Origin of the sequence: Kitasatospora sp. NPDC101801 (assembly GCF_044766665.1) — a bacterium.
Taxonomy (GTDB): Bacteria; Actinomycetota; Actinomycetes; order Streptomycetales; family Streptomycetaceae; genus Kitasatospora.
Map to the genome: position 1 here is coordinate 43,847 of NZ_JBIWML010000038.1, position 25,894 is coordinate 69,740.

Genomic DNA, 25,894 nt, shown 5'->3' on the forward strand with positions numbered 1-25,894 from the left:
CGCGGACTGCGTGCTGGAAGTCGACTCCGGTGCCTGCCTGGGCTGACATCGGGTTGAGAGCGAGCACGCCTGCTGACAAGGACAGTAGGGCTGCGAGGGAGCCCACCTGCGCCCGCCTCTTCACCGGACGGGGGTGAAAGTCGGACATTTGCTGACCGTCTGTCAAATAAGTGAATTTGGTAGGGCGCACGCGATCCTCGCAATCCTTCCGTTCCTCTGACGCTGGCATCGCAGAGGGTTTCTGTACGCTTCCAGGGAATTGACAGTGAGTCAACGGCATTAATCGGCAAATGCCTTGATTGGGAGGAAGTTCCCTAAGTATCCAGGTAGTCCGGGTTGCAGTGGACGGTCAAGTTATATCTGCCTGCAGGGTCAGTGTCCGTTGCCATAGGATCCGCTCCATGGTCACCCAAGAAGGTGACGGTGCGTCATAATCGTTTGCCAGGTCTGGAGATGTAGGTGCCAGTTCGTAGCAGTTTCCGCAAGGAAGTCGGATTTCGGAGGCGAATAGCCGGGCCCTTGGGGTTGGCAGTGTTGGCCTCGCTCCTGGGGCCCATGGTCACCCAGGCGGCTGCGACCACCCCGGATTTCTCCCGGATCTGGGCACCGACCGGTACCCCGTTGCCAGGTACGATTTCTGTTCCTGTGACCAATGCGGCTAAGCCTGTTGAGGGCACACCACACTATCCAGTGCCCAAAGCGTCAGTCCCGTTGGTGCACAAGGCTCCTGCAAAGCGCGAAAGCGCGGCGGCACAGCTGGGTGCAGCCCCGGTCAGGGCCGGAAGTCTCCCGGTCTGGGTGAACACCCCTCCACCGCTGCACGCCCAGGGCAAGGCTGAAGGGCTGGGTGCTTCAGCTTCCTCGGTCACGGTGGTGCAGTCCGACGAGTCGGCAGCGACGGCCGCGGGTGTCGACGGCCTTCTGCTGTCTCTGTCCGCTAGTGGGTCCGCCTCGGCAAGCGCGGCTCCCGATGCTCGTACGGACGCCAGCGCCGCGGTTGCCCTGGTGCAGGTAGGCCTGGACCTCACCGCGCTGGATGCCGCGACCAGTGGGCAGTTCGCTGCACGCGGCCGTCTGGTGTCCCTTCCGGCCTGCGCCCTGACCACCCCTCAGGTCGGCTCCTGCCTGGTCCGCACTCCGGTTACCACGCATTATGACGCGGCCGCCAAGCGGGTGATCGCCGATGTTGCGTTGCCGACCGGCCCAACCGCTGCGGCAGGCTCGGGGGTGGTGAAGGCGTCGTTGGCAGCCCCTGCCACGGCTTTGGTGCCCGCGCCGGTGCTGCTGAGTGCGGAGACGGGCCCCTCGGGTGGCGGTGGCACCTACAGCGCCACCAGCCTGTCGGCATCGTCGGGCTGGGCTGCCGGCAACTCGTCCGGCAACATGACCTACAGCTACGGCATCCAGGTACCCCCGGCCCTCGGTGGGTCTGCCCCTGGCGTCTCGCTGGGCTACAACTCCTCCGCTGTGGACGGCAGGACCTCGGCCACCAACGCGCAGGCTTCCTGGATCGGTGACGGCTGGGACTTCAATCCCGGCTTCATCGAACGCAGTTACAAGCCGTGCGACAAGAGCGGTATCACCGGGTCAAGTGACCTGTGCTGGGGCGGCTTCAACGCCACCCTCTCCCTCGGCTCGCACTCCGGCCCGCTGGTTCGTGCCACAGACGGCTCAGCCGCCTCGGACGATGCCACCGGTATCTGGCACCTCCAGGGTGACGACGGGACGAAGGTCGAGTTCGGCACCGGCGCGGCCAACGGCACCGACAACGGTGCCTACGCCAAGGTGACCGACAGCTCCGGCACGGTGTACTACTTCGGTCTCAACCACCTTCCCGGTGGCGACAAGAGCGACCCGGAGACCAAGTCGGCCTCCACGGTGCCCGTTTACGCGCCCAACAGCGGTGACCGCTGCTACGACCCGGCCAAGGGCAAGGCGTCGTGGTGCCAGATGTGGCAGCGCCTGTCGCTGGACTACGTGGTCGACGCCCATGGCAACCTCACCACCTACACCTGGGAGCCGGAGGCCAACTTCTACTCCCGCGGCGGCGGCCAGAACAACGGCAACGGCGCTCTCAGCTCCTACACCCGCGCAACCACCCTCAAGCGCATCGACTACGGCCAGCTCCTCGACGCCCAGATCACGGCCAAGGGCACCCTTCAGCCCGCCGCCCGGGTCAACTTCACCATCGCCGAACGCTGCCTGGCCGCCGGCACGGCTTGCGACATCGCCAACCGCACCGTCGCGAACAAGGACAACTGGCCGGACGTACCCGTCGACCAGGAGTGCAAGTCCACCGGAACCTGCACCAAGTACGGCCCCACCTACTTCACCACCAAGCGCCTGACCGCCATCGCCACCCAGGTCCGGGTCAACAACGCCTGGCAGGACGTCGACAGCTACGCCCTGGCACACTCCTTCCCCGACCCCAAGAACATCCCCAGCCCCGACCCCGAGGATCCCCCCAGCCCCGCCCCCAGCCAAAAGTCTCTGTGGCTGGACTCCGTGCAGCGCACCGGCAAGACCGCTACCCCCAGCATCCCCACCCCGCCAGTCACCTTTGTCCCGGTGATGCTGCGCAACCGGGTGGACGGAACCGACTTGCTACCGGCACCGCCGCTGATGAACCGCCCCCGGATCCAGCAGATCAAGAACGAGATGGGCGGCGTTCTCAACATCGACTACAACCTCCCCGACTGCTCACGCATCAACCACGTGATGCCAACCGCCGAGGACGACAACACCAGGTCCTGCTTCCCGGTGCGCTGGTCCCCGCCCGGCTCGCGCCCAGATGCTGAACCGGTACTCGACTGGTTCCTGCACTACACAGTCGCCTCCCTCACGGAGAACGACGTCGCCACCGGATCCCCCGCCAAGATCATCGCCTACAAGTACGGCCCCGCTGGCTGGCACCGCGACGACAGTGAGTTCACCGACCCCAAGGCCCGCACGTGGGGCGACTTCCGCGGCTTCGCCACCGTGACCGTCACCACCGGCGACGGCAACGACGGCCCCAAGAGCAAAACCACCACCACCTACCGCCAGGGCATGCACGGCGACGCCCGCATCGCTGGCGGCACCCGCTCCGTACCTCTCCCAGACGGACTCGGCGACGACGTCGACTGGCTGACCGGCCAGGCCCTGAAGACCGAGACCTTCGAAAGCGTCTCCAGCGCCGTTGTCGTCTCACAGACCGTCAACCAGTCCAGCGTCGACAAGCCGACCGCAACCCACGTTAGAGGTAGCGGCCTGCCCAACCTGGTGGCCCGCTACAACGCCACCACCAGCACCACCGTCAACCGCGCCCGCAAGAGCGACGGCACCTGGCGCACCACCACCAAGACCAATACCACCGACCCCGACCACGGCAACCGACTGCTCACCGCACTCGAGCAAGCCGACGGTCAGCCCGACCAGTGCACCCGGACCGACTATGCGACGGGACCGGACGCTCAGCGCACCGACCTGCTCGCAGAAACGGTGACCGTCTCCGGAGCCGGAGCCTGCACCGCAACGCCCTCAGCGGCCAACACCACCTCCCGCAGCCGGGTGCTCTACGACAGCCTGCCGTACGGTCAGGCCGCGAAAACGGCCAACTCGACCGGACAGCAGGTCCTGGACCGCTACGACGCCACAGGCGTACCCGTGTTTGTGTCCGTTGCCAGCACAGCATTCGATGCCTACGGCCGAGTGCGATCGGTGACAGACATCAACAGTACCGACGCCCAGCACCCGAACGGCGCCACCTCCACCACCACCTTCGCCTCCGCCGCAGCAGGTGAACTGCCCACCACCATCACCCTGGCAGCTCCGATCCCCGGCTCGGCAACGGCCGCAACCTGGGACACCGTCAGCACTCTCGACACCCGCCGGTCACTGCCCCTCACCACGACCGACCCCAATGGCAAGACGGTCACCGTCACATACGACGCGCTGGGACGTACGACGGCGGTCTGGTCACCGGGGCGCACTCCGGCGTCGAAGCCCAACGCGAACCGGACCTTTACCTACACCGTCTCCAATCAGACCGGTGTACCATCCACAGTCACCACCGCCTCCCTCACGGTCGACGGTTCCTCACCGGTGTACATGCGCCAGGTGGCGCTGTTCGACGGATTCGGACGGACTCGGCAGACCCAGTCCACACCGGCCAGCCCCGGCTATCAGGGCCGCATGGTCACCGATACACGCTACGACTCCCAGGGCCGCGCCCGCTCCGGAACCGCGCCTTGGTACAACGGCGAGGCCGCACCCTCGGGAACGCTGCTCTCGGTTGTGGACAGCGACATCCCTGCTCAGACCCGTACCACCTTCGATGGCCTCAGCCGCCCGGTCGCCACGGCGCTCTGGTCACTGGGAGTCCAGCAGACCCAGACGGTCACGGCCTACCCCGGAGTGGACCGCACCGACGTCATCCCGCCGCAAGGGTCATGGCCCACCACGACCCTGACCGACAGTCGGGGACGCACGAGCGAGTTCTGGCAGTACACCACCTCCACCGCAACGGGTTTGGCCGCCGACGCGGCTGTGACCCGCTACACCTACGCGCCGGCCGGTCAGCAGGCCACGCGGGTTGACGCGATGGGCAATGCCTGGAGCTACGGCTACGACCTGCGCGGACGCCAGATCACCGCAACCGACCCCGACACCGGGACCACCGCCCAGACCTACGACGCGGCGTCACGCCTGGCCACCACCACTGACGCCAAGCAGCAGGTCCTGGCCTACACCTACGACCTGATGGGACGTAAGACGGGCCTGTACGACGGGACGGTGACAGCTGCCAAGCAACTCGCTGCCTGGACCTTCGACACCGTCGCCAAGGGCAAGCCCACCTCCTCCACCCGCTACATCGGCGGTAGCACCGGCCAGGCGTACACCACCACGGTCAATGGCTACGACAACGGCTACCGCACCACCGGCAGCACCACCACCATCCCTGGCACCGAGGTCGGCCAGGCCGCAGGTACCACCTACAGCTACACCGCCGGCGCAAGTTACGACCCGGTGACCGGCAACGCGAACGAGGTGACTGCGCCGGCGCTCGGTGGCCTGCCGTACGAGGAGATCGGCTACTCGTACAACGACTACGGGCTGATGTTCGCTTACGGCGGCGCGACGACTTACGACGCGCAGACGGCGTACGATGCGTTCGGCCGCCCGATCCGGTCCACTGTCAACCCGTGGGCTTCGCAGGTGGTGACCACCACCGACTACGACCAGGCCACCGGACGGGTGCGCTCACAGTTCCTGGACAAGCAGACCTCCACCACCGGTGCGGTCCAGCAGACCAGATACACCTACAACCCGTCCGGCACCATCACCTCCATCACCGACACCCCCGACAACAACCCGGCGGCCACCTCCCGCCAGTGCTTCACCTACGACACCCTCGGCCGCCTCACCACCGCCTGGACCGACACCGGCACCCTCAGCACGCCCGACCCGCTCCAGCACAAGACCCAGGACCAGGGATCCTGCACCAACACCACCCCCACCAGCGGAGCGATCGCGCCTGCGAAGACCACCGTCGGCGGCGCCAACGCCTACTGGCAGGACTACACCTACGACCTCACCGGCAACCGCAAGACCCTCACCCAGCACGATCCCGTCGGTGACACTGCCAAGGACTCCACCACCACCCAGACCTTCGGAACCCCCGGCACACTCAACACACCCACTCAGCCGCTCACATCCGGCGGCGGCACCGGCGGACCGCACGCCCTGCTCACCAGTAAGGTCGCCGGCAACAACTCCGGCGCGCAGACCACCACCAACGAGTTCGACGCGACCGGGAACACCACCAAGATCGCCAACCCCAAGTCCAGCCGCACCCTGAGGGCCGGCTACATTCTCAAGTCCGGCGAGAACCTCCGCACCAGCAGCACCCAGCTCGCGATGCAGGCGGACGGCAACCTCGTCCTCACCTCCCTGCGTACCGGCAACAAGCTGTGGTCCAGCAACACTGCGAACCACCCCGGTGCCTGGGCGACCATGCAGGACGACGGCAACTTCGTCGTCTACGACACCGCCCGCGTGGCGCTCTGGTCGTCCAACACCTACGTCGGCGCGGGCAGCGGCTACTTCGCCGCTGTCCAGGACGACGGCCTGTTCCTCATCTACGCGCCCGGCTACCAGTCCAAGTGGTCCAGCGGCAGCTGGAACGCCATCGACGCCGCAGCCGGCGCCACCCTCACCTGGAACACCGAAGGCAAGCTCGCCTCCGTCACCCAGGGCACCGCCACCACCACCTACGTCTACGACGCCGACGGCAACCAGCTGATCCGCCGCAACCCCGGCAAGACCACCATCAACCTCGGCGCAGACGAACTCGTCTACGACACCACCACCAAGACATCCACCGGCACTCGCTACTACCCGATCCCCGGCGGACTCACCATCGTCCGCACCGGAGCCGGCACCGCCCCAGGCACCTTCGTCGCCCAACTGGCCGACCACCACGGCACCAACACCCTCAGCATCGACCTCACCACACTCGCCACCACTAGGCGACCCACTGACCCCTTCGGCAACCCCCGTGACACCCTCCTCGCCGCCTCCGCCTGGGCCGGAGACAAGGGCTACATCAACGGCACCAAGGACAACACCACGGGCCTCACCAACCTCGGCGCCCGCCAGTACCAACCCACCACCGGCCGCTTCATCAACCCTGACCCCATCCTCGACACAACCGACCCACAACAGTGGAACGGCTACGCCTACAGCAACAACAACCCCATCAACTTCAGCGACCCCAGCGGCCTGAAACTCGATTGCGGCAGCGGATTCGCCCCAAGCTGCCCGACGGACAACAAGCTCGGCGGACAGACACCCGGGGGTCAGGACTTCAGTACGCCAACGTTCCGGGTCTGGAAAAAGAAGGGTGGCTCCAGTATCGGGAGCTTCTTCTCAGACGCAGTGCACGGGTTCGCAGACAAGGGCATAAGTGCGGTCAAGGGCGGGGCCGATTTTGTGGCTAGTTCAGCCACCGATGCTTACCATTGCGTCGGTGGATCATGGGATTCCTGTAAAAATGTCGCGCTGACTCAACTGCAGACCAATCCCGCCCTCTCACCAGTCGGACCGAACATGGTCCTGGGGGTGGCATCAGATGTTGCAGAAATCTACGAGGGGTTCAGTGAAGGTCGAGCGGGAGAGGCATCCGGGCAGCTCGCGTTCTTGTTCCTGCAGTTCGAAGGGGGAGGTGGAGGTCGAGGAGTAAAGGCAGCGTCCACAGCTTCCAGGTCGGGTAGTATATTCGAGCGTGTAATGCAATTTATCGCCTGCAAGAGGAACAGTTTTCCCGCTGGTATCTTGGTTCTCCTTGCGGACGGTACAACCAAGGAAATCGATCAGATAACGACATCTGATCAGGTCATCGCAACCGATCCTGAGAGCGGCATCACCGAGGCTCAACCTGTCATCGGGACGGTCATCGGAACCGACGACCGGGACTTCACTGAGATCACCATCGCATCCAGTGGGGGAGAGCAGAAGCTCACCTCAACCCAGCAGCACCCATACTGGAACGCAACGACTGAGCGCTGGGTCGATGCGCGGGACCTTCACCCCGGGGAAACTCTCCGCCAACCCGATGGCACGTTGATCGGAATCACCAGCGTCCGCAGCTTCGTCACCCAGCCCCGCAACGCATACAACCTTACGATCAGCGATCTCCATACATACTATGTGCTGGCGGGGAGCACTCCGGTGCTGGTACATAATGACGATGAGAAGTGCTTCTTTGCGGGGGCGGCAAAAGCTCGCCCAGATGACCTTCCTGTGGATGTTGACGGCAATGTTCATCCCCCCACGCCGGAAGAGCTGGCCAATCTAGCCGTCCATGGCAAGTCTGCTTACTCCAGTATTGAAGATATTATGGTTGCAGGGCTCTCGCCTGGGCAGCAGATCCGCTCCTTCCCTGGAGTCCCTGATGGCGTCGGTTCAATAGCGGATGGTATAGATGTCGGAGGGAAGATGGCCCCAGGGCATGTGACCCTATTTCCCACACGCGTAATGCCGAGGAGTGAGTTTGACCAGCTGCTGATCGATGGTGGTTGGAGCAATACTGGAAAGAAAACTCCTTAGTGTCAGGTCCAGCCGCGAGCGGCCTGATATGGCGTCGAGAAGACAATTATTCAGCAAGGGGGCGTGAATATATGACTGCCGATAATGTAATTCTGTGGGAGTCCTTGGTTGCCGCAGAGCAAAATATCGCAAAGCTTCGGGCTGCTGTAAATGGCTCAAATATGCGGATCGATATTTTGGCGGCTGCGTTGAGCGTGGAAGCACCCGTATGGGACCAAGGAGCGGCCTTGAATTTTCTGAGGCTGTTCACTCGAGATGTTCCTGAATTTGTTCCACAGCTCTTTCGCTTTGCAGTCGGAGGAAAGTGGGAAGTCGAGGCTCGCGAGGTGCTGGTGGCCGGCCCCCGCGAGGAGGTGGCCTCCAAGGTGGCCCGCCATGCAATCGAGTACCTGCCTAAGCCTGATGTGGAGGACTATCTGCAACTGGCATCCCTCCTGGCCGCACTTGGCTCTGGTGATGCATTGGCTATGGTTTCATCTGACGCGTTGGCGAGCGCGGACTCTGAGATTCAAGGTGCAGGGGTCTATATTCGCCAGCGTTACTCTCATATGATTGAATCATAGGCGATCTGGATAATATTTGCCTGGCGTAATCTGGGCACGGCTGAAGGGTCAGGGAATCTCTCGATCCCATTGCGTCCGTCATGGGGGCGGGTGATGGCCATGAAGTGCTGGAGACTTGATGCTGTAGTCGATCGAACACCCTCGTGATGTTGGCTTCCGAGGTCATCCTCGGAAGCCAACATCGCCAGTTGCAGGTATGAACTGCAGTGGAAGTCGAGAATGGACTGGCGTGGTCGGAAAGGGTGGCGCGGCTTTGAAAAGTAACTCGCTAATCCCGTTCAAGCCGTTGTGAAGCTCGGCCCGTGCGTCTGTTCTGTGGCGAAGCGCACCGTTCACCGCAGTTCGACGTGAGCCGGGCGAGCGGACCTTCATGCGCAAGCGGAGACTCCCCTCCTTGCGCCTGCTGGACTCGATGAACAGCTCACCATGCCGGGGAGACTGACCGACGACGCTCTGGTTGTGATGGAAATGGCGCCCGACCGAAGGGGGAGCGGGGCCGGGCCCCGGCGTGGTGTGCTGGAGGGAAGCCGTCACCGGAGGTCGCCGTGAGAGTCGCACCCGTCGCCGTTCTGCTCGCCGCCCTGCTGCTGACCGGCTGCGAGGCGGCCCGGCCGGTGGCAGAGAGCACACCCGTGGAGAGCCCGTCGCCGGTAGGCACGGTGGCCGACGGGCTGGACACCCCCTGGGGTGTGGCCCGGTTGCCGGACGGGGAGTTGCTGGTCGGGTCGCGGGACCAGGGGCGGGTCACCCGGGTGTCGCTGACGGGTGGTGCGCGGGTGGAGGTCGGGACGGTGCCCGGGGTGCGGCCCGGTGGGGAGGGTGGATTGCTCGGGCTGGCGTTGTCGCCGGGGTTCGCCGAGGACCGGGCGGTCTATGCGTACTTCACCGCCGAGGAGGACAACCGGATCGTCCGGCTGCGTTATCAGGACGACCAACTCACCGATCCGCGAACGGTGTTGACCGGGATACCGAAGGGCAGCAACCACGACGGCGGCCGGATCGCGTTCGGCCCGGACGGCATGCTGTACGCCGGGACCGGCGAGGCGGGCCGGACCGCGCTCGCCCAGGACCGGGCTTCGCTGGGCGGCAAGATCCTCCGGATGACCCCGGACGGGGCGCCCGCGCCCGGCAATCCGTTCCCCGGCTCGGTGGTCTACAGCCTCGGGCACCGCAACGTGCAGGGACTGGCGTGGGATCCCCAAGGGCGGCTGTGGGCGGCCGAGTTCGGGCAGAACACCTGGGACGAGCTCAACCTGATAGCGCCGGGCGGCAACTACGGCTGGCCGGTGGTGGAGGGGAAGGCGGGGCGGTCCGGGTACGTCGATCCGTTCGCGCAGTGGACCACCGCCGAGGCGTCGCCGTCCGGGATCGCCTACGCCGACGGTGCGATCTGGATGGCGGCCCTGCGCGGCACCCGGCTGTGGCAGGTGCCGTTGGACGGCAGTGCGCCGACGGCCCGACTGGTCGACGAGTACGGGCGGTTGCGGACGGTGCTGGCCGAGCCGGCCGGCACGCTGCTGGTGACCACCAGCAACACCGACGGGCGCGGCCGCCCCCGGGACGGGGACGACCGCGTCCTGCGGGTCAGCGTCCCCCGTTGACCACGGCGCTGGTGACCGCGCCGCCGGAGATGTTCCACTTCGCCAGGATCTTGTCGTACTCACCGTTGCGGATCAGCTGGTCCAGGGTCCTGGCCAGCACGTCGCGCAGGGCGCTGCGGTCCTTGCGGACGGTGATCCCGAACGGGCTGGTCTGGAACTGGCCGCCGGTCACCTGGAAGGCGCCCTTGCCCCGGCCGGTGCGGGTGTTGTAGTCGGCGACCGGGTAGTCGTTCAGGTCGGCCACCGCCGCGCCGGAGGCGAGTTCGGCGAGGGCCTGGTCGTCGGTGTCCAGCCGGTGGATGCGCAGCGGCTTGCCGGTCCTGGTGCAGGCACCGGTCTGCAGCTCGGCGATCTCGTCCTGCACGGTGCCGCGCTGGAGGGCGACGGTCCGGCCGCACAGGTCGTCCAGCGAGCCGATGCCCAGCGGGTTGCCCTGCCGGACCAGGATCGAGGTGCCGGTGACGAAGTAGTCGACGAAGTCGACCCCGGGGTCGACCGGCTTGTCGTTCGCGTCGGTGCCCAGTTGCCGTCGGCGGGTGTCGATCACCGCGGACATCGCCAGGTCGACCTTGCCGTCCTGGACGGCGGGCAGCACCTCGGCGAACGGCAGGTCGACGAACTGGACCCGCAGCCCGAGGTAGCCGCCGAGGGCGGCGGCCAGGTCCGGGTCGAGCCCGGTGGCGGTCCCGTCGGCGGCCTTGAAGTCGACGGGCGGGTAGTTGAGGTCGGAGGCGATCTTCAGGACACCGGCGTCCCGGACCGACTGGGGGAGCCGAGAACGCAGGTCGACCTTCGAGCCCGGGGTGGCGGAGCCGACGCTGCCGCAGGCGGCCAGCGTCAGGCAGCCCACGGCCGCGAGGGCGCGCGTGGGCATGGCGCAGAGGTGCATGAGGGTGCAACTTCCTGAGGGAGGGAAGAAGTGGAGACTCGGTCACCGCTGCCGGCTGCCGGGGTACGCAGCGGATCGGGCCTGCTCGCATCGCCCCTGATACCGGTGCTGGATGAGCACCCGGCCGGTCGGCTGAGAGGCCCGCCCACGGCTGGCGGGACCGCCATCCTCGCACCTCACGCGGCGGACACCGGCCGCCACCCCCGGCCGGTGCCGCCGAGGCCCGGTGGCGTCAGCTCAGTTCGAGTGCGTCCCGGTACACCCAGGCGCCGTCCTCCCGGACGAAGCCGCTGCGCTCGCTCATCACGCCCTCCTCGCCCTGGTGCACGAAGTGCGCCCGGAAGGTGACCGTCCCCTCGGTGTGGAACGCCCCGCCCTCGGTGCTCGCCAGCACCTCCAGCCGCTGCCAGCGCAGCTCCAGGTCGAAGTCGACCGACGGCGGCCTGGTGGCGGCGGCCCAGGTGCGCAGCAGGTACGGCTCGTCGCCGACCACGAACGCGCTGTACCGCGAGCGCATCAGCTGCTCGGCGGTGGTGGCGGCGAGCTCGCCCCGGTGCAGGCGGCCGCAGCACTCCCGGTAGCCGGCGGGCAGGCCGCAGGGGCAGGCGGTGGTGGCGGTGGGGCGCGGCGAGGGCTTGGTGCGTCGTGACATGCCCCTATTCTGCGGCCTGCCAGGACCCGCCAGGCTGTCCGGCCGGTCAGAGCCCGCGCAGCCGCTCCAGCTCGCGGCGGTCGCGCTTGGTCGGCCGCCCGGCGCCCCGGTCCCGGATGCCCGCCATCTCGGCCTCCGCCCGTGGCGGCGGGGGCGGGGTGTCGTCCCGGTAGCACTCGGCCGCGACCTCGGCGCCGACCCGCTTGCGGATCAGTTTGCGGACCGTGACGATCCGCTCCACCCCGGCGTGGAACAGCCGGACCACGTCACCCTCGCGGACGGCCTGGGCGGGCTTCACCCGCTCGTCGTTGATCCGCACGTGCCCGGCCCGGCACTCGGCGGCGGCCAGGGACCGGGTCTTGGTGAGCCGGACGGACCAGATCCAGGCGTCCACCCGTACGCTCGACTCGTCGGTTGCCATGCTTCGACCCTACCGCCCTGGTGGGAGCGAAAACCGCTTGCCCGGCCCAGGGTCGCAGGGCACGCTGTGCCGGTCCGCACCGCCGTCGCAGCACACCACGAAACGAGCAGTCAGCAGATGCCCGCACCCTCGGGATTCGAGTACAGCCAACGCCCTGACGGAACGGTGGTGATCATCCACCACCGCAAGCCCGCCGGCACCCTGCGCGGCCCCCGGGCGGCGGAGTTCCTGGCCGAGATCGAGGCGGGCGACCCCCAGCTGGTGATGGCCCGGTGGACCGGCCACTACAAGCACGGCAACGAACGCACGGCGCGGCAGCACCCGCGCAACCAGGGCCGCTGACCCCGCGCACCGGCCCGCCCCGGTGGCGTCCGTCCGGGCCGATGCACAAGTGCCGTACGGGGGAAGGCCGGTAGGGTGGCTGACGGTAAGTCACCCGAAGGAGGAGCGGCAATGCGCGGTGGTCGGGTCGCGGTGGTCGGTGGGAGCATCGCGGGGTGTGCGTTCGCCTCGGCGGCGGCCCGGGCGGGTGCCGCCGAGGTGGTGGTGCTGGAACGCACCGGTGGCCAACTGGCCGATCGCGGGGTGGGTCTGGCGATCCACGACGACCGGGCCGCCGAGCTGCTGGCCACCGGGGCGCTCGCCCCGGGCATCGCCGCGCACCGGCTGACCCGGCGCAAGTGGCTGGTCCAGGACGGCGACTCCCGGACCGGGCGGGTGATGTGGGACCAGCCCTTCCCGTTCCACTCCTACCACTGGGGCCTGCTCTGGCGCGGGCTGCGCGCGGCCACCCCGCCCGCGGTGGAGTACCGGCAGGGCGCGGCGGTGGAGGGCGTGCGGGGGTACGCCGACGGCGCCGAAGTGCGGCTGGCCGACGGGTCGGTGGAGCGGTTCGACCTGGTGGTGGGGGCCGACGGCTACCGGTCGGTGGTCCGCGAAGCGGTCTCGCCCGGGGCCCGGCCGAGCTACGCCGGGTACGTCTGCTGGCGCGGCAGCTACCCCGCCGAGCGGCTGGCCGCCTTGGGCGGGCCGGCCGGCGGCGGGACCGACTGGCGGGACACCGACGCGATCACCCTCGGCATCCCGGGCGGCAGTTGCGTGGTCTACCACATCCCCGGGCCGGACGGGCCGATGGTGAACTGGGTGTTCTACGGCGCCCCGCCGGCGACCGGCCCCCGGCTGGATGACCCGACCAGCCTCCCGCCGGGCGGGGTGTCGGGGGAACTGGCCGACCGGCTGGCCGAGTTGGCGCAGCGTTGGCTCCCGCCGTACTGGGCCGGGGTGATCGGGCTGACCCCGCCGGAGCGTACCTCGGTGCAGCCGATCTACGACCTGGAGACCGAACTCACCGTCGGGGAGCGGCTGCTGCTCGCCGGTGACGCCGCCTCGGTGGTCCGGCCGCACAACACCAGCGGCGCGGCCAAGGCGCTGCAGGACGCCGCCGCGTTCGAGACCGCCTGGCGGCAGGCCGACTCCTGGGCGGATCTGCTGGGCGCCTACCAGGCGGCCCGGGGATCCACCGGCCGGGAGCTGGTCGCGCTGGCCCGCCGCCTCGGGCGGGCCCAGGCGGAGTGCACCCCCGACTGGGCGGCGATGACCGAGCCGACCATGACGGCCTGGTGGCAGTGGCAGTTGGACGGCGTGGCCGGCATCGGCGGCCAGGCGATGCCGACCGTGCCCGGGGCCGCGCCGAACCCGCCGCGCTGACGGCCGGTCCGATCCGGCGGCGGTGCCGCGCGGGCTCAGGCCCGGAGCGCCTCGGTGACCGCGTCGCGGATCCGGCCGGCGCTCATCGGCCGCTGCTCCGCCAGTAGTTGGACCGCGCGGCCGAGCCACTCGCGGTCGCCGAGCCGGTGGATCCCGCCGTCCTCCGCGGTGCGGCGGAGCAGGGCGTCGAACAGGGTGACCTCGACGAAGCTGTACGGGCGGGGGTGGCGGTCGAAGGAGGCCAGCCAGTCCTCGTACGGGTGGCGCAGCGTCAGGTGCAGGTGGCCACGCCCGCGTCCGTTCCACGGGCCGGGCCAGCCGCCGAGCACCGCCAGCGCGCCGTACGAGCCGCGCGGGTACTTGGCACCGAGGGTGAAGCGGTTCAGGTCCATGATCCTGGCCCAGGGCGTCACCAGCTCGGTGGAGTCCGTCTGGTGGACGCACAGCCCCTCGGCCCGGAACTCCAGCCACATGCCGCCGGCCCGCTGGTGATCGCCGACCAGCCAGCGGTCGTCGACACGTGTCAGCGGGCCCAGCGACGTGTGCGCAGTACTCATGGGAACAGTTGATCACACCGGACGGCGGTGCGGCAGGGGCGGGGACGCACGGACCGTCGGACCCGGGTGCGGAGGCCCGGGTGGAGGCGGCGGGCTGACGACGGGTCAGTGGTACCGGGTGCAGGTCAGCGCGTCGCTGTTCTGCGGGCCGAGGCAGGCCTGGGCCTGGACGGTGCCGTCGACCATCGGCGTCCAGACGTACTTCTTGGCGCCGTTGGTGTTCCGGACGTACCTGGCGCCCTTCTTGTTGGTCACCAGCACCGCGCCGCCGTCCGGGGCGCCGACGCTGCGGGCCCAGTTCGCCTGGCAGGCGGTGCTGTGGAACAGCTCCACCTTGATGCTCCGGTCGGAGGCCAGCGGCACGCTCTCCACCAGCCTGCCGTCCTGGTCACAGCCCGCCGACACCGGGTCCTTGCCGTTGCAGGCGGCCCCTTTGCAGGCGGCGGCCGCGAGCGGTTGCGCGGACCGGGCGGAGGCGCCGGTCACCGGGCCGAGCAGGACGGCCAGGGTGGCGGCGGCCGTGACCAGGATGCGCGTGGATGCCATGGGTGTCTCCCGTTCCGGTGGCGAACCTTCGTGCTCGGAGTACCCGGTGATGGTGCGCCACATGTGGAGTGGGACGGTGGTTCAGCAGTTCGGGTGACGGCTACGCCTGGTCCTGATCCGGCGTGCCGGCGCCGCCGGGGGCCGGTTCGGGCTTGGTGTAGAGGACGTCGCGGACCTGCTCGGCGGCGCGGAGCATGCTCTCGCTGATGAAGTCGCTGAAGCGCGCGATGTTCTCCAGGCGGGCGGCGGCCGGGGTGCCGGGGCCGAGCACGCCGACACCCTGCCGGGCGGTCGCGGCGACCTGGGCGATGCCGTGCGCACTGGCGATCGTCGACTGGTACCAGACGTCGTCGTCGACCACGTACCGCTCGCGGCGGCGGTCGTCGCGTTCCCGGCGGATCAGGCCAAGACCTTCGAGGGCCGCGACCGCCTTGGAGACGGAGGCCGGGCTGACCTGGAGGCGCTGGACGAGTTCGGACGCGGTGAGGCTGCCCGAGTCGGTGGTGAAGAGGCAGGTCAGCACCCGGGACGTCATCTTGGGCAGGCCCTGCTGCATGAAGAGGGTGGTGAAGGTCTCCTCGTACTCGGCCACCGCCTCGGGGTCGCGCCCGTGCGGCTGCGCGGGCGCCTGGGCGCCCCGGGGCGTGGCCGGCTTGCGCCGGTGGGTGCGGCGTTCGGTGGAGCGCTGGGCCAGGTCGGCACGGTACGAGGTGGGGCCGCCGTTGCGCATCACCTCCCGGGTGACCGTCGAGGTGGGGCGCCCCAGCGCTCGGGCGATCTCCGCGTAGGCGAGCCCGTCCGCCACCCCCGACGCGATCTGCTGACGTTCCTGCTGGCTGAGCCTGCCACCCGGCACCGCGATCTCCCTCCGCCTTTTCCTGTTGCCGCCAGCATAGCGTTCATTTTCCATTCAATGCAACGTATCGAGGGGCTGCCGTTGCGTTAGGAACTGAGCTGTTGCAACGATTTTACCAGGTTGAGCTGCGGTGATGCTGTTTTGACGCAACGAGTCCGTTGTCAGATCTGCGAACGCAACGTAGCTTTTCCAATGTCAGAAACGAAACCATCAAGGAGAGCGTCATGCAGAAGTTCGACACCCCGGCCCCGATCACCGCCGTCCTCGACGTCCCCGCAGGGCAGGTGCGTTTCATCGCCGCCGACCGGGCCGACACCACGGTCGAGGTCCGCCCCGTGGATGCGTCCAAGAGCCGTGACGTGAAGGCGGCGGAGCAGACCACGGTCGAGTACGGCGACGGCGTCCTGCGGGTCACCGTCCGGCCGGCGAAGAACCAGTACCTCGGTGCCTCCGGTGCGGTCGAGGTGACCGTCCAACTGCCCACCGGCTCCCGGGTCGAAGCGAAGACCGCCGCCGCCGAGATCCGGGGCGTGGGCCGGCTCGGGGACGTCACCCTGGAGAACGCCCAGGGCCCGGTCAAGCTCGATGAGGCCGCGAGCGCCCAACTCACGCTCCAGTCCGGCGACATCACCCTCGGCCGGCTCACCGGCCCGGCGGAGATCAGCACCGCGAAGGGTGACATCCGGATCACCGAGGCCACCTCCGGCACCGTCGTGCTGCGCACCGAGGCCGGTGCCATCTCGATCGACGCGGCCCGTGGCACGTCCGCCTCGCTGGACGCCGGCACCGCCCACGGGCGGATCCACAACGCGCTCCGGAACGGCGACGGCACCGCCACCCTGACCATCCACGCGACCACCGCCCACGGTGACATCACCGCTCGCAGCCTCTGACGGCCCGTCCACTTCCGCAGGAGTACACCTCATGACCGACCTGGCCACAGCGGCGAACGGCCTGCGCACGTCCTACGGTGACAAGACCGTGCTCGACGGTGTCGACATCCACGTCCACGAGGGTCGCCCCCACCACCGACCACGCCGAGGAGGACGCCCGATGAGCACCCACACCCTGCGCGCCTCACCCACCATGCTCCGCCGCAACCCCCTGCCCGCCCGCCACCCCGACACCACACCGGAGTGGGCCGCCCGTTGGGTTGGCGGCATTTCGATCACCTTCGGCGGTCCTGCAGCTGGTGCGGGGGTTTCCCGGCGGGGGAGGATCGGATCGCGGCACCCGATCCACCGAGTCACCCCGGAAGGCAGTACGACATGATCACCGTGCACCTGAAGTACGAGATCGACCCCGACAAGCTGGCGGACTTCGAGGAGTACGGACGGCGCTGGGTCAAGCTGGTCGACGGCTTCGGCGGCGACCACCACGGCTACTTCCTCCCGAGCGAGGGGGACAGCGACATCGCCTACGCGCTCTTCTCCTTCGGCAGCCTCGCCGAGTACGAGCAGTACCGGATCGCCAGCGCCACCGATCCCGAGTGCCTGGCCGCCTTCGAACTGGCCCGGACCACCGGGTGCATCAGGCGGTACGAGCGCCGGTTCCTGAAGCCCCTGGACACCGGGAAGCAGCGCTGACGCCGGGTCAGCCCTCGGGAGCGGGGATCGGGTCGATGACGACGATCGGGATCTCGCGGTCCGTCTTCGTCTGGTACTCGTCGTACGCGGACCAGTGACCCACCATCACCGGCCAGTACGCGGCCCGCTCCTCGGCGGTGGCGGTGCGGGCCGTGCCCTGGAGGACGGTCGGCCCGACCTGGATCCGCACCTCGGGGTGCTCCTGCAGGTTGCGGTACCAGAGCGGGTGCTCGGGGTCGCCGCCCTTGGAGGCCACGATCAGGTAGGCGCCGTCCGCCTCCCCGTAGATGAGCGGCGTACGCACCGGCTTGCCGGACTTGCGGCCGACGGTGGTCAACAGCAAGGTCTGGGTGCCGTTCCAGTGCTGGCCCTCGGCGCCGTTGGACCCCACGTACAGCTTCACGTGGTCCAACTGCCAGCTGCCCGGCTTGGGGTCGGTCGGGTGGTCCCAGTCGATGGTGGTCACGAGGAGGATCCCTGCCTTCGGTGGTGGACGGTCGCCGAACGAACTCGACGAATCTGCACAACGACCGGCGCCACCCGAGGGTACGCGTCCTGCTCCGAACAGCGGGCGTACCCGGAGCCCCGGTGTCCAGCTGATCATGCGACAAGTAGGCTTCGGCGGAGCCATGGACCACACCGGATCAGCGTCACCCCAGGAGCGTCGAACGCGCCGACCCGTACGCGTCGTTGCGGTGCTGCTCGGTGCGGCGGCCGTCGCCTTCGTCGGGCAGGGGTTGTGGCACCGGCGTGGTGCGGGGTGGCACGCCTGGGCGGGGACGTTCAACGGCGTGGTCCTCGCCACGATCGCCGCACTGCCGGTGTCCGCGCTGGTGGCGTGGGCGCTGACCCGCCGTCGGCGTGCCGCCGGGGCCGCGTCGGCGTGGGCGTGGCGCAGGTCGTCGGCCGAGGTGGGCATCGTCCACGGGACGGTGCCGTGGGTGTGGATGATCATGCTGCCGGGCTCCGGGGCCGGCGTCGTCCCCCGGCGGGTGAGCCTGGTGCCGCTGCGGGACCTGAGCGCGATCCTCGCGGGCGCCCCGGCGGCGGCGACGGTGCAGATCGTCGGCAACCTGCTGGTGTTCGCGGCGCTGGGGTTCCTCGCGCCGCTGCGGTTCGCGGCCCTCGCCTCGGTCTCCCGGGTGCTGGCTCTCGCGGCGGGCTGCTCGGTGCTGGTGGAGACCGCGCAGTACGTCCTGTGGCTGGACCGGGTGTCCTCCGTCGACGACGTCCTGCTCAACACCGCCGGTGCCGGGCTGGCCGCCCTCGCCTCGCGCCGCTGGTGGCGCGGCCCCACGGCAGCTTCGTACCCGCCCAGCTGACGACGGGTCAGCTGGGGGTAGCCCCCGCTCGGCCCGGTGGGCAGCGGGATGTCGGTGCGCCGGACGGCGAAATAGCGTCTGGTGCATGACGAAGAACCGGAACAAGCAGTGGCTGCGGCGCGGAGCCGCCGCGATGGTCCTCACCGCCGTACTCGGCGTCACCGCAGCACCGGTGGCCGTCGCGGCGCCCGGCACCGTGACGCAGTCGGTGGCCGCCAGGGGCACCCTGGTCGCCGTCGCCCCGCTGGACGTGCTCAGCCGGAGCCAGGTGGTCGAGGCGCTCACCGCCGACGGGATCGACACCGGCACCGTCCGGCACGGCGTCAGCGCCTACCGGCTCACGTACGCCACCGTCGACCCGAAGGGCCGCCCCACCACGGCGACCGGGCTGCTGGTGCTGCCGCGCGGCGGCCCGTCCCGCCTCGACCTGGTCTCCGACACGCACGGCACCACGGTGTACCGGGACAGCGCACCGACCGGGGCCCCGGGCGACAACCGGCTGACGCCGTACCTGCACGCCGCCGCGGGCCGCGCGGTCGCGGCCCCCGACTACCTCGGGCTCGGCGCCGGCCCCGGCTCGCACCCCTACATGGACACCCGCTCCGCCGTCACCGCCACCGTCGACATGCTCCGGGCGGCCCGGACGGCCGGGGACCGGCTGGGCCGGTCCGTCACCCGGGACGTCTACGCCACCGGGTTCTCCCAGGGCGGCCAGGTGGCGATGGCGCTCGGGCGCGAACTCTCCCGGGGCCGCGACGGGTTCCGGCTGCGCGCGCTGGCCCCGATGGCCGGCCCGTACGACCTCATCGGCAACGAGCTGCCGGGTGTCACGGACGGCCGGATCGAACCGCACACCGCCGTCTTCTACCTCTCGTACTTCCTGACCTCCCAGAACAAGCTGCGCCCGCTCTACCAGGACCCGGCGGAGGTGTTCCGCGCGCCCTACGCCCAACTCGTCGAAGGACTCTTCGACGGCTCCCACCCGGAGAGCGAGATCGTGCAGTCGCTGCCGGCCTCGCCGGAGGAGGCGCTCACCCCGGAGTGGCTGGCGAACGTCCGCGATCCGCACGGCGCGCTGCGGGCGGTGGCCGCGGCGAACAGTGACGCCTGCGAGTGGCGGCCCGCCGTGCCGGTGCGGATCTACACGGCCTCGGGTGACCGGGACGTGCCGATCGGCAACGCGACGGCCTGTGCCGCGAGTCTGGCCCGGCACGGGGCGCAGGCCCAGGTGGTGGACCAGGGCGCCGAGGTCGACCACTACGGGACGGCGCTGCGGTCCGCACCCCAGGTGGTGCGCTGGTTCGACCAGGTGGGAAGCTGACCGGCCCGGTCAACTCCGGCTCTGGCGGGAGCGGGTGGCCTCCGTCAGAGCCCGCGCCCGGTCCAGCAGAGTCCGGGCGGCCGGGCTGGTGCGGTGCGTCTGGAGCCGGCTCCGCATGCCCGCCACCGCCCCCCGCAGCCGGGCCGAGTCGAGGTGCCGGCAGTCGTCGAGGACGGTCTGCCAGGCCGCGCAGGCCCGGTCCAGGTGCCCCCGGTCGAGGTACAGTTCGGCGGCCCGGGCGGTGGTGACGGCCCTGGCCCGGCGCTCGGCGGCCGGGCGTTCGCGCAGTGAGCGGCCGAGCGCGGCGAGTGCCCCGGCGGAGTCCCCGAGGGCGGCGAGCGTCTCGGCCTCCTGGTGGGCGTAGGCCGCCCAGTGGTAGCTGCCGAAGCCGTCGGCCCCGCTGTCCGAGGACTCCAGGAGCTGTCTGGTCCGCTCGAGATGGGCGAAGGCGGCCCGGCGGTCCCCGGTGCCGGCCGCCGCCACCGCGTACTGGCCCAGCACGAAGGACTGCTGGCGGACCGTCAGGGCCGAGAGGTGTCCGGCCGCCGCCCGGGCCAGGTCGAGGGCGTGCGCCCGGTACCCGAGGTAGTGGGCCTGGACGCTGAGCGCCCGCAGCACCACGGCGTGCGCCGCCGGGTCGGCGGCCTCCGCCGCCAGCCGGGCGGCTGCCCCGTAGTACGCCTGGGCGGCGCCGTGGTCCAGCTCGTCGAAGCACATGAAGCCTGCCAGGTAGGCGAGTTGGGAGGCGTTCCGGAGCAGCGCCCGGCGGATCCGGGGCGGTGCGGGAGCGTGCAGCCAGGTGGTGAGCGAGGAGCCCAGGAAGCCGGCCAGGGCCGGCCGGGCCCGGCCACCGCCGAGGTTCTCCTCCATCGTGGAGAACGCGGTGAAGAGGTCCTTGACCGTCTGGACGTGCTCCGTCCCGATACTGGGCGGGTGCTGCGGCGCGGCGCCCGCCCCCCAGGTCGCGGTCGGCCGCGCGTACGGTGCGACCCCCGGCCCGGTCAGGGTGTACACCGGCCCTGGCCGGCCCCGGCCCGGGGTCGGCCAGGCCAGGGTGGTGAACACCTGGTCGGCGTCGGGCGGGGGCGGCGGGCCCGGCGCCCGCAGCAGATGGGTCTGTTCGACGGTGATCTCCCGTCGCAGGGCCCGGGAGAGCACCTCGGCCACCAGGGCCGGCACCGGGTGGCCGGGCTTGGAGCCGCTGAGCCAGTGGGCCACCGAGGTGCGGTCGTAGCGCAGGGCGAGCCCGCTGGCCCGGCCGAGCCGGTTGACCGCACGGGCGAACTGCTCGCCGCTCCAGCCGGTCTCGCCGATCAGGGCGCGCAGATGATGGTTCGGAGGGTGGGAAGCGGCCATGGCGATCACCCGTCCGGGGGTCGGTGGGAGCCGTGCAACATGGGGGACCTCCGCAACGCGGTTCTCCGGCGGGAGATCTGTCGGACCGTCGGGACCGCGGGGTTAGCTGGGTGTACGTCCATCCGGTCGGAGGACTACCCGGATCCCAGGCCCCGTCAACCCGCCTGTCAGGGCGGACCGGAGTGAGCCGTGGGCGCGTGCGCACCTCCGCACACCCGGGACCGGAGGAGGCCCACGCGTTGGCAGCGGACCCCGCGGGCGGGGAGAGGTCGCCGACATGACGCCGCACCACCTGGGGAGGTGGGTGCTCGGCCGGGCCGAGCCCGGCCGGGAGCGGCGTGATCGGGTTGCACCGCAGCGGCCTCCCGGACCAGTACGAGGCGGGCCTGAACGTCCGGTTCACGGGGATCACCGACCAGGCGATCATCCAGTACCTGGTCTCGGCCTCCTCCCCGGTGGCGGTGCCGGTGCCGGACGCGATCGGCATCCTGGAGAACGTCGACACCGCCTCGGCCCGCTCGTGAGCCCGCCCCGGGCCGGCTGAGCCCGCGCCGGGCTCGGAGGCCCACTTTCGGCGGAGGGAACGTTTCCTGTACCACCGCCGGTCGTTGAGTCGGCGGGCCGGTCGCGGCCCGGACCGACTCCTGGGAGCGAGCGAGTGAACCGGACCAAACGGCAGGCCGCGTGGAACGACACCTGCGCGGCCGACGGCGAGCTGCTGGTGGCGACTTCGTTCGACCACCCCGGGTACGGTCCGGCCGTCGCCCCGGCCGCCGCGCTGGTGGCCGCCGCGCTGCGCGCGGAGGGCCACGACGCCCGGGCCGTCCCGGCCGTCCCGGCGGACCACGGCACCTCCCGCAGCTGGCACGGGTTCGCCTACCTGGACCCCCGGCTCGGCACCGTGGGGCTCGCGGTGGGCGCCCGCGCGGACGACCCGGACAGGCAGCGGGTGGCGGCCCGCTGCACCGCCGACTGGGAACGGACGGTCGCCACCCGCCGGATCCTGCTGCCCGGCTTCGGCGTCCCCGTCCCGCGCGGGTCGGAGCCGGCCGGACTGCGGCGCTCCCGCCGCACCGTCCGGGCGTTCCTGCGGCGCGGCGACGCGGTGCTGGTGATCGGTCCTGCCACCACGGCCTTCGACCACCTGGACGGCGCGGAGGGCAGGCGCAGGCTGTACACCGTCCCCGGACCCGCGATCAGCGCCGAGCTCGAACGGCTCGACCCGGACCGGGTCTCCTTCGTGTTCTCGCCCGAGGTGGTGGTCGAGGACGCCATCCGGACCCTGCGGGTGCTGCGCGCGCGGTTCCCCGCGCTGCGCGGCCAGCACCCCGACGAGTGGCCTTACCGCCCGGCCGACCGGCTCGACACGCTCGTCGCGCTCTGCTCCGCCGCAGACGAGGTCTGGAGCCTCTCGCCCTCGGGCCGCCCGGGCCGGCTGCTCGGCACGGCCGTCGAGCGGACCGCGAGCAGGCTGAGGGTGCTCACCGACCCGACCGACGTCCGGCCGGACTGGCTCGCGCTCGACACCCGGACCATCGCCCTGGTGCCGGGCCCGGCCGCCCGGACGGGCCAGGCCGTGCACCGGCTGACCACCCTGCTGGGCGGCCTCGGCCCGCTGAGTGTGGTGCAGCGTCAGATGCACAGCACCGTGCTGCCGTTCGCGGGGGCCGAGGCCCCCGCGAACGTCCCTGACCGGGTCAGGAACTCGTGAGGATCACCAGCTCCCGGGTGGCCCGGGTCATCGCGACGTAGCGGTCGACCGCCCCCTCGGTCCCCTCGCCGAAGGTCGCCGGGTCGATCAGCACGACCAGGTCGAACTCGAGCCCCTTGGTCAGCTCCGGGGTGAGCGAGCTGACCCGGTCGGTCGGGCGGAAGGCCGGGTCGCCGATCACGCAGGCGACGCCTTCGGCGTGCTCGGCCAGCCAGCCGGTCAGCACCTCGTCCAGCTCACCGACCGATCCGTGCCGGACGGGGATGCCGCTGCTGCGGATCGAGGTCGGCACGTTGGCGTCCGGCAGCACGGACCGGATCACCGGCTCGGCCTCGGCCATCACCTCGTCCGGCGTCCGGTAGTTGACGCCCAGTGCGGACACCTCGATCCGGTCCAGCCCGACCCGCTCCAGCCGCTCCGGCCAGGACTCGGTGAAGCCGTGCCTGGCCTGGGCCCGGTCCCCGACGATGGTGAAGCTCCGGGACGGGCAGCGGAGCAGCAGCATCTGCCACTCCGCGTCGGTCAGTTCCTGCGCCTCGTCCACCACGATGTGCGCGAACGGGCCGGCCAGCGGCTCCCGGTCGGCGCCGGGCAGTGCGTCGTCGTCGACCAGCACGCCCTTCAGGTCCTGCCCGCGCAGCATGGTCACCGCGCCGTCGCCGTCCACGTCGGCCTCCAGGATGTGACCGATCACGTCGTCCAGCCGGGCGCGTTCGGCCGCCACCGCGGCCCGGTGCCGTCGCTTGCGGTCGGAGGCACCCGAGTCGCCGAGCCGCTGCCGGGCCGCGTCCAGCAGCGGCAGGTCGGACACCGTCCAGGCCTGGGCGTCCTCGCGCTGCAACCGCCGGACCTCGTCCGGGGTGAGCGAGGGGGCGCACTTGCGCAGGTAGGCCGGTACCGTCCAGAGGTCGCCGACCAGGTCGGTCGCCTCGATCATCGGCCAGGCGCGGTTCAGGGTGGTGATCAGCTCACGGTTCTGCAGCAGCGAGCGGCGGACCTGCTCGGGCGGGGCCTCGCTGTCGTCCTTGTCCAGCAGGATGGTCAGCAGCTCCTCCAGGACCTGGTCGCGCGCCTCGTTGTGCGGGGTGCCCGGGTCCGGTGCCTCGAAGGCGGCGGCCCAGTCGTCGGCGCTCAGCCAGAGGTCGGACCAGGGGGTCTCCACCGTCATCCCCCGGGTGGGCGGCTCCTCGTAGAGGCCGACGGCCGGTTCGATCGCCCGCACCAGCTCGGCCCGGGACTTGATCCGGGCCACCTCGGGATCGGTCTCGACCGGTGCCTTGGCGCCCTCGGGGACCAAGTCCCGGACGGTGCAGGTCTGCACGCCCTCCTCGCCGAGGCTGGGGAGCACGTCGGCGACGTAGGCCAGGTAGGGCTGGTGCGGGCCGACGAACAGCACGCCGCCGCGCCGGTGGCCGAGGCGGGGGTCGGAGTACAGCAGGTGGGCGGTGCGGTGCAGGGCGACCACGGTCTTGCCGGTGCCGGGACCGCCGTCCACCACCAGGGTGCCCCGGGAGCCCGCCCGGATGATCGCGTCCTGGTCCGCCTGGATGGTGGCGAGCACGTCGCGCATCCGGTCCGACCGGCTGCCGCCCAGGCTCGCGATGAAGGCGGACTGGTCGTCCAGTGCGGCGTGGCCCTCCAGCCCGTCGGCGGTGAACACCTCGTCCCAGTAGTCGCTGATCCGGCCCCTGGTCCAGCGGTACCTGCGGCGGCTGGTCAGGCCCATCGGGTTGGCGTGGGTCGCGGCGAAGAACGGCTCGGCGGCGGGGGAGCGCCAGTCGAGCAGCAGTCGGCGGCCGGTGCTGTCGGTCAGCCCCAGCCGGCCGATGTAGACCGGCTCGGGGCTGTCCGAGCCGACCACGTGGCCGAGGCAGAGGTCCAGGCCGAAGCGGCGCAGCGTGCGCAGCCGACCGGTCAGCCGGTGGATCTCCACGTCGCGGTCCATCGCCTCCCGGCCGAGGCCGCCGGGCGCCCGGCGGGCGGCGGCGAGGAGCTCGGAGAGTTCGGCGACGGCCTGGTCGAGGCTCTCCGCGACGGCGGCGAAGTGCCGCTCGTCCCGGTCGGTGAGGGCCGGGTCGGCCTTGGCGGCGAGGCGGTCGGGAAGGTCGAACGCGTTGCTGGTCAGAGAGGTCATGTCAGCGGCTCCGATCCGACGTCACCGAAAGGTCATCAGCTGACAACTGCACACGCACTTGGTGAGTCTCCCGTTTCCGCAGGTTACCGGCTCAGGCCAGTGATTCTGCGGCACGCGGGGGGCCTTGCCGCAAGGCCCCCCGTGCGCTATATCTTGGTAGTGGCAGGAGGTGGGTTTCCCCTTCTGCCGTTGTCGTGTCCGGGGCCGTCAGCCCTGGTCGGGCGGGCCGGCCGCTCCGACACAGGCTTCGTTCCCCTCCGGGTCGGCGAGCACCCAGTTGGACGAGGCGTCGGCGTCGCTGACCAGTCGGCCACCGGCCGCGAGCGCCGCGGCGATCCGCGCCTCGGCCTGGTCGTACGGCACCCGGACGTCCGCGTGCACCCGGTTGCGCTGCGGGCGCGGCTGGTGCATCTGCTGGAAGTGGAACGGTGCCCCACGGCGGTGCGGGTCGATCAGGTCCTCGGCGCTGCCGGACCGGCCGCGGTAGCCGAGCAGGGCCTGCCAGAACGCCACCACCGCAGGGCCGGGCAGCGCGTCCACGGTGACCTGGACGGTCTGCACCGCCGTCGGGTCGGCTCCAGGTG

The 25,894-nt window shown here is 70.3% G+C and carries 22 protein-coding genes; 12 read left to right on the forward strand and 10 right to left on the reverse strand.

From position 1 onward, the window contains the following. Positions 1–798 precede the first annotated feature (798 nt). The 3 genes from ACIRPK_RS29950 to ACIRPK_RS29960 all read left to right on the forward strand — a co-directional run bounded on the left by ACIRPK_RS29950 (position 799) and on the right by ACIRPK_RS29960 (position 10,252). Positions 799–8,088, forward strand: coding sequence for a polymorphic toxin-type HINT domain-containing protein (locus ACIRPK_RS29950; protein ID WP_403044096.1), 7,290 nt, complete (start codon positions 799–801; stop codon positions 8,086–8,088). Between the two features lie 71 nt (positions 8,089–8,159). After that, a complete protein-coding gene (locus ACIRPK_RS29955; RefSeq protein WP_403044099.1) occupies positions 8,160–8,651 on the forward strand; it encodes a hypothetical protein in 492 nt (163 codons plus the stop codon). 545 nt (positions 8,652–9,196) lie between these two features. Beyond that, on the forward strand, positions 9,197–10,252 hold the full coding sequence (locus ACIRPK_RS29960; RefSeq protein ID WP_403044102.1) for a PQQ-dependent sugar dehydrogenase: 1,056 nt from the start codon (positions 9,197–9,199) through the stop codon (positions 10,250–10,252). Here the strand turns inward: ACIRPK_RS29960 and ACIRPK_RS29965 are convergent. The 3 genes from ACIRPK_RS29965 to ACIRPK_RS29975 all read right to left on the reverse strand — a co-directional run bounded on the left by ACIRPK_RS29965 (position 10,236) and on the right by ACIRPK_RS29975 (position 12,214). After that, positions 10,236–11,126, reverse strand: coding sequence for an ABC transporter substrate-binding protein (locus ACIRPK_RS29965; RefSeq protein WP_403044105.1), 891 nt, complete (start codon positions 11,124–11,126; stop codon positions 10,236–10,238). The two genes, ACIRPK_RS29960 and ACIRPK_RS29965, sit on opposite strands and share 17 nt — an antisense overlap. A 247-nt stretch (positions 11,127–11,373) precedes the next feature. Further along, on the reverse strand, positions 11,374–11,793 hold the full coding sequence (locus ACIRPK_RS29970; RefSeq protein ID WP_403044107.1) for a YchJ family protein: 420 nt from the start codon (positions 11,791–11,793) through the stop codon (positions 11,374–11,376). 46 nt (positions 11,794–11,839) lie between these two features. Continuing rightward, complete coding sequence (locus ACIRPK_RS29975; protein WP_403044110.1) at positions 11,840–12,214, reverse strand: RNA-binding S4 domain-containing protein; 375 nt, start codon at positions 12,212–12,214, stop codon at positions 11,840–11,842. Between the two features lie 117 nt (positions 12,215–12,331). On the opposite strand from ACIRPK_RS29975, the gene ACIRPK_RS29980 reads away from it, so the two are divergent. Together ACIRPK_RS29980 and ACIRPK_RS29985 are read left to right on the forward strand one after the other, a co-directional pair. Then, a complete protein-coding gene (locus tag ACIRPK_RS29980; protein ID WP_403044112.1) occupies positions 12,332–12,556 on the forward strand; it encodes a hypothetical protein in 225 nt (74 codons plus the stop codon). 111 nt (positions 12,557–12,667) lie between these two features. Beyond that, positions 12,668–13,921, forward strand: a complete 1,254-nt coding sequence (locus tag ACIRPK_RS29985; protein WP_403044115.1) for a monooxygenase — start codon at positions 12,668–12,670, stop codon at positions 13,919–13,921. Positions 13,922–13,956: 35 nt separating this feature from the next. On the opposite strand, the gene ACIRPK_RS29990 is transcribed toward ACIRPK_RS29985, so the two are convergent. The 3 genes from ACIRPK_RS29990 to ACIRPK_RS30000 form a co-directional block, all read right to left on the reverse strand. After that, positions 13,957–14,478, reverse strand: a complete 522-nt coding sequence (locus ACIRPK_RS29990) for a hypothetical protein (protein WP_403044118.1) — start codon at positions 14,476–14,478, stop codon at positions 13,957–13,959. A gap of 105 nt (positions 14,479–14,583) precedes the next feature. After that, on the reverse strand, positions 14,584–15,024 hold the full coding sequence (locus ACIRPK_RS29995; RefSeq protein WP_403044121.1) for a DUF2690 domain-containing protein: 441 nt from the start codon (positions 15,022–15,024) through the stop codon (positions 14,584–14,586). 100 nt (positions 15,025–15,124) lie between these two features. Continuing rightward, positions 15,125–15,880, reverse strand: a complete 756-nt coding sequence (locus ACIRPK_RS30000) for a helix-turn-helix domain-containing protein (protein WP_403044123.1) — start codon at positions 15,878–15,880, stop codon at positions 15,125–15,127. Between the two features lie 224 nt (positions 15,881–16,104). Here ACIRPK_RS30000 and ACIRPK_RS30005 point away from each other — a divergent pair, with 224 nt between their 5' ends. From ACIRPK_RS30005 to ACIRPK_RS30015, 3 genes are read left to right on the forward strand one after another with little or no spacing between them, the layout of a single operon-like run. Then, complete coding sequence (locus tag ACIRPK_RS30005) at positions 16,105–16,773, forward strand: DUF4097 family beta strand repeat-containing protein (RefSeq protein WP_403044126.1); 669 nt, start codon at positions 16,105–16,107, stop codon at positions 16,771–16,773. Between the two features lie 31 nt (positions 16,774–16,804). After that, on the forward strand, positions 16,805–17,152 hold the full coding sequence (locus tag ACIRPK_RS30010) for a hypothetical protein (RefSeq protein ID WP_403044182.1): 348 nt from the start codon (positions 16,805–16,807) through the stop codon (positions 17,150–17,152). Then, positions 17,149–17,466, forward strand: coding sequence for an NIPSNAP family protein (locus tag ACIRPK_RS30015; RefSeq protein WP_403044129.1), 318 nt, complete (start codon positions 17,149–17,151; stop codon positions 17,464–17,466). The genes ACIRPK_RS30010 and ACIRPK_RS30015 overlap by 4 nt, the downstream gene beginning before the upstream one ends. Positions 17,467–17,473: 7 nt before the next feature. Here the strand turns inward: ACIRPK_RS30015 and ACIRPK_RS30020 are convergent, their stop codons facing one another. Further along, on the reverse strand, positions 17,474–17,932 hold the full coding sequence (locus tag ACIRPK_RS30020; RefSeq protein WP_403044132.1) for a nitroreductase family deazaflavin-dependent oxidoreductase: 459 nt from the start codon (positions 17,930–17,932) through the stop codon (positions 17,474–17,476). A gap of 163 nt (positions 17,933–18,095) precedes the next feature. Here ACIRPK_RS30020 and ACIRPK_RS30025 point away from each other — a divergent pair, with 163 nt between their 5' ends. Both ACIRPK_RS30025 and ACIRPK_RS30030 read left to right on the forward strand, forming a co-directional pair. Continuing rightward, the gene (locus ACIRPK_RS30025; protein WP_403044135.1) at positions 18,096–18,788 is read left to right on the forward strand and encodes a VanZ family protein; all 693 of its coding nucleotides are present in this window, start codon (positions 18,096–18,098) and stop codon (positions 18,786–18,788) included. 85 nt (positions 18,789–18,873) lie between these two features. Next, positions 18,874–20,109, forward strand: a complete 1,236-nt coding sequence (locus tag ACIRPK_RS30030) for an alpha/beta hydrolase (protein ID WP_403044137.1) — start codon at positions 18,874–18,876, stop codon at positions 20,107–20,109. 9 nt (positions 20,110–20,118) lie between these two features. Here the strand turns inward: ACIRPK_RS30030 and ACIRPK_RS30035 are convergent, their stop codons facing one another. Continuing rightward, positions 20,119–21,465, reverse strand: coding sequence for a hypothetical protein (locus ACIRPK_RS30035; protein ID WP_403044140.1), 1,347 nt, complete (start codon positions 21,463–21,465; stop codon positions 20,119–20,121). Between the two features lie 338 nt (positions 21,466–21,803). Here ACIRPK_RS30035 and ACIRPK_RS30040 point away from each other — a divergent pair, with 338 nt between their 5' ends. Next, positions 21,804–21,989, forward strand: a complete 186-nt coding sequence (locus ACIRPK_RS30040) for a hypothetical protein (protein WP_403044142.1) — start codon at positions 21,804–21,806, stop codon at positions 21,987–21,989. A gap of 134 nt (positions 21,990–22,123) precedes the next feature. Further along, a complete protein-coding gene (locus ACIRPK_RS30045) occupies positions 22,124–23,176 on the forward strand; it encodes a hypothetical protein (RefSeq protein WP_403044145.1) in 1,053 nt (350 codons plus the stop codon). Here the strand turns inward: ACIRPK_RS30045 and helR are convergent. Both helR and ACIRPK_RS30055 read right to left on the reverse strand, forming a co-directional pair. Next, positions 23,163–25,310 carry an RNA polymerase recycling motor ATPase HelR gene (gene helR / locus ACIRPK_RS30050; RefSeq protein ID WP_403044147.1) on the reverse strand — a complete coding sequence of 716 codons (2,148 nt, stop codon included), beginning with the start codon at positions 25,308–25,310 and terminating at the stop codon, positions 23,163–23,165. The genes ACIRPK_RS30045 and helR overlap by 14 nt on opposite strands. A 207-nt stretch (positions 25,311–25,517) precedes the next feature. Further along, complete coding sequence (locus ACIRPK_RS30055; protein WP_403044150.1) at positions 25,518–25,871, reverse strand: VOC family protein; 354 nt, start codon at positions 25,869–25,871, stop codon at positions 25,518–25,520. Positions 25,872–25,894: the final 23 nt, after the last annotated feature.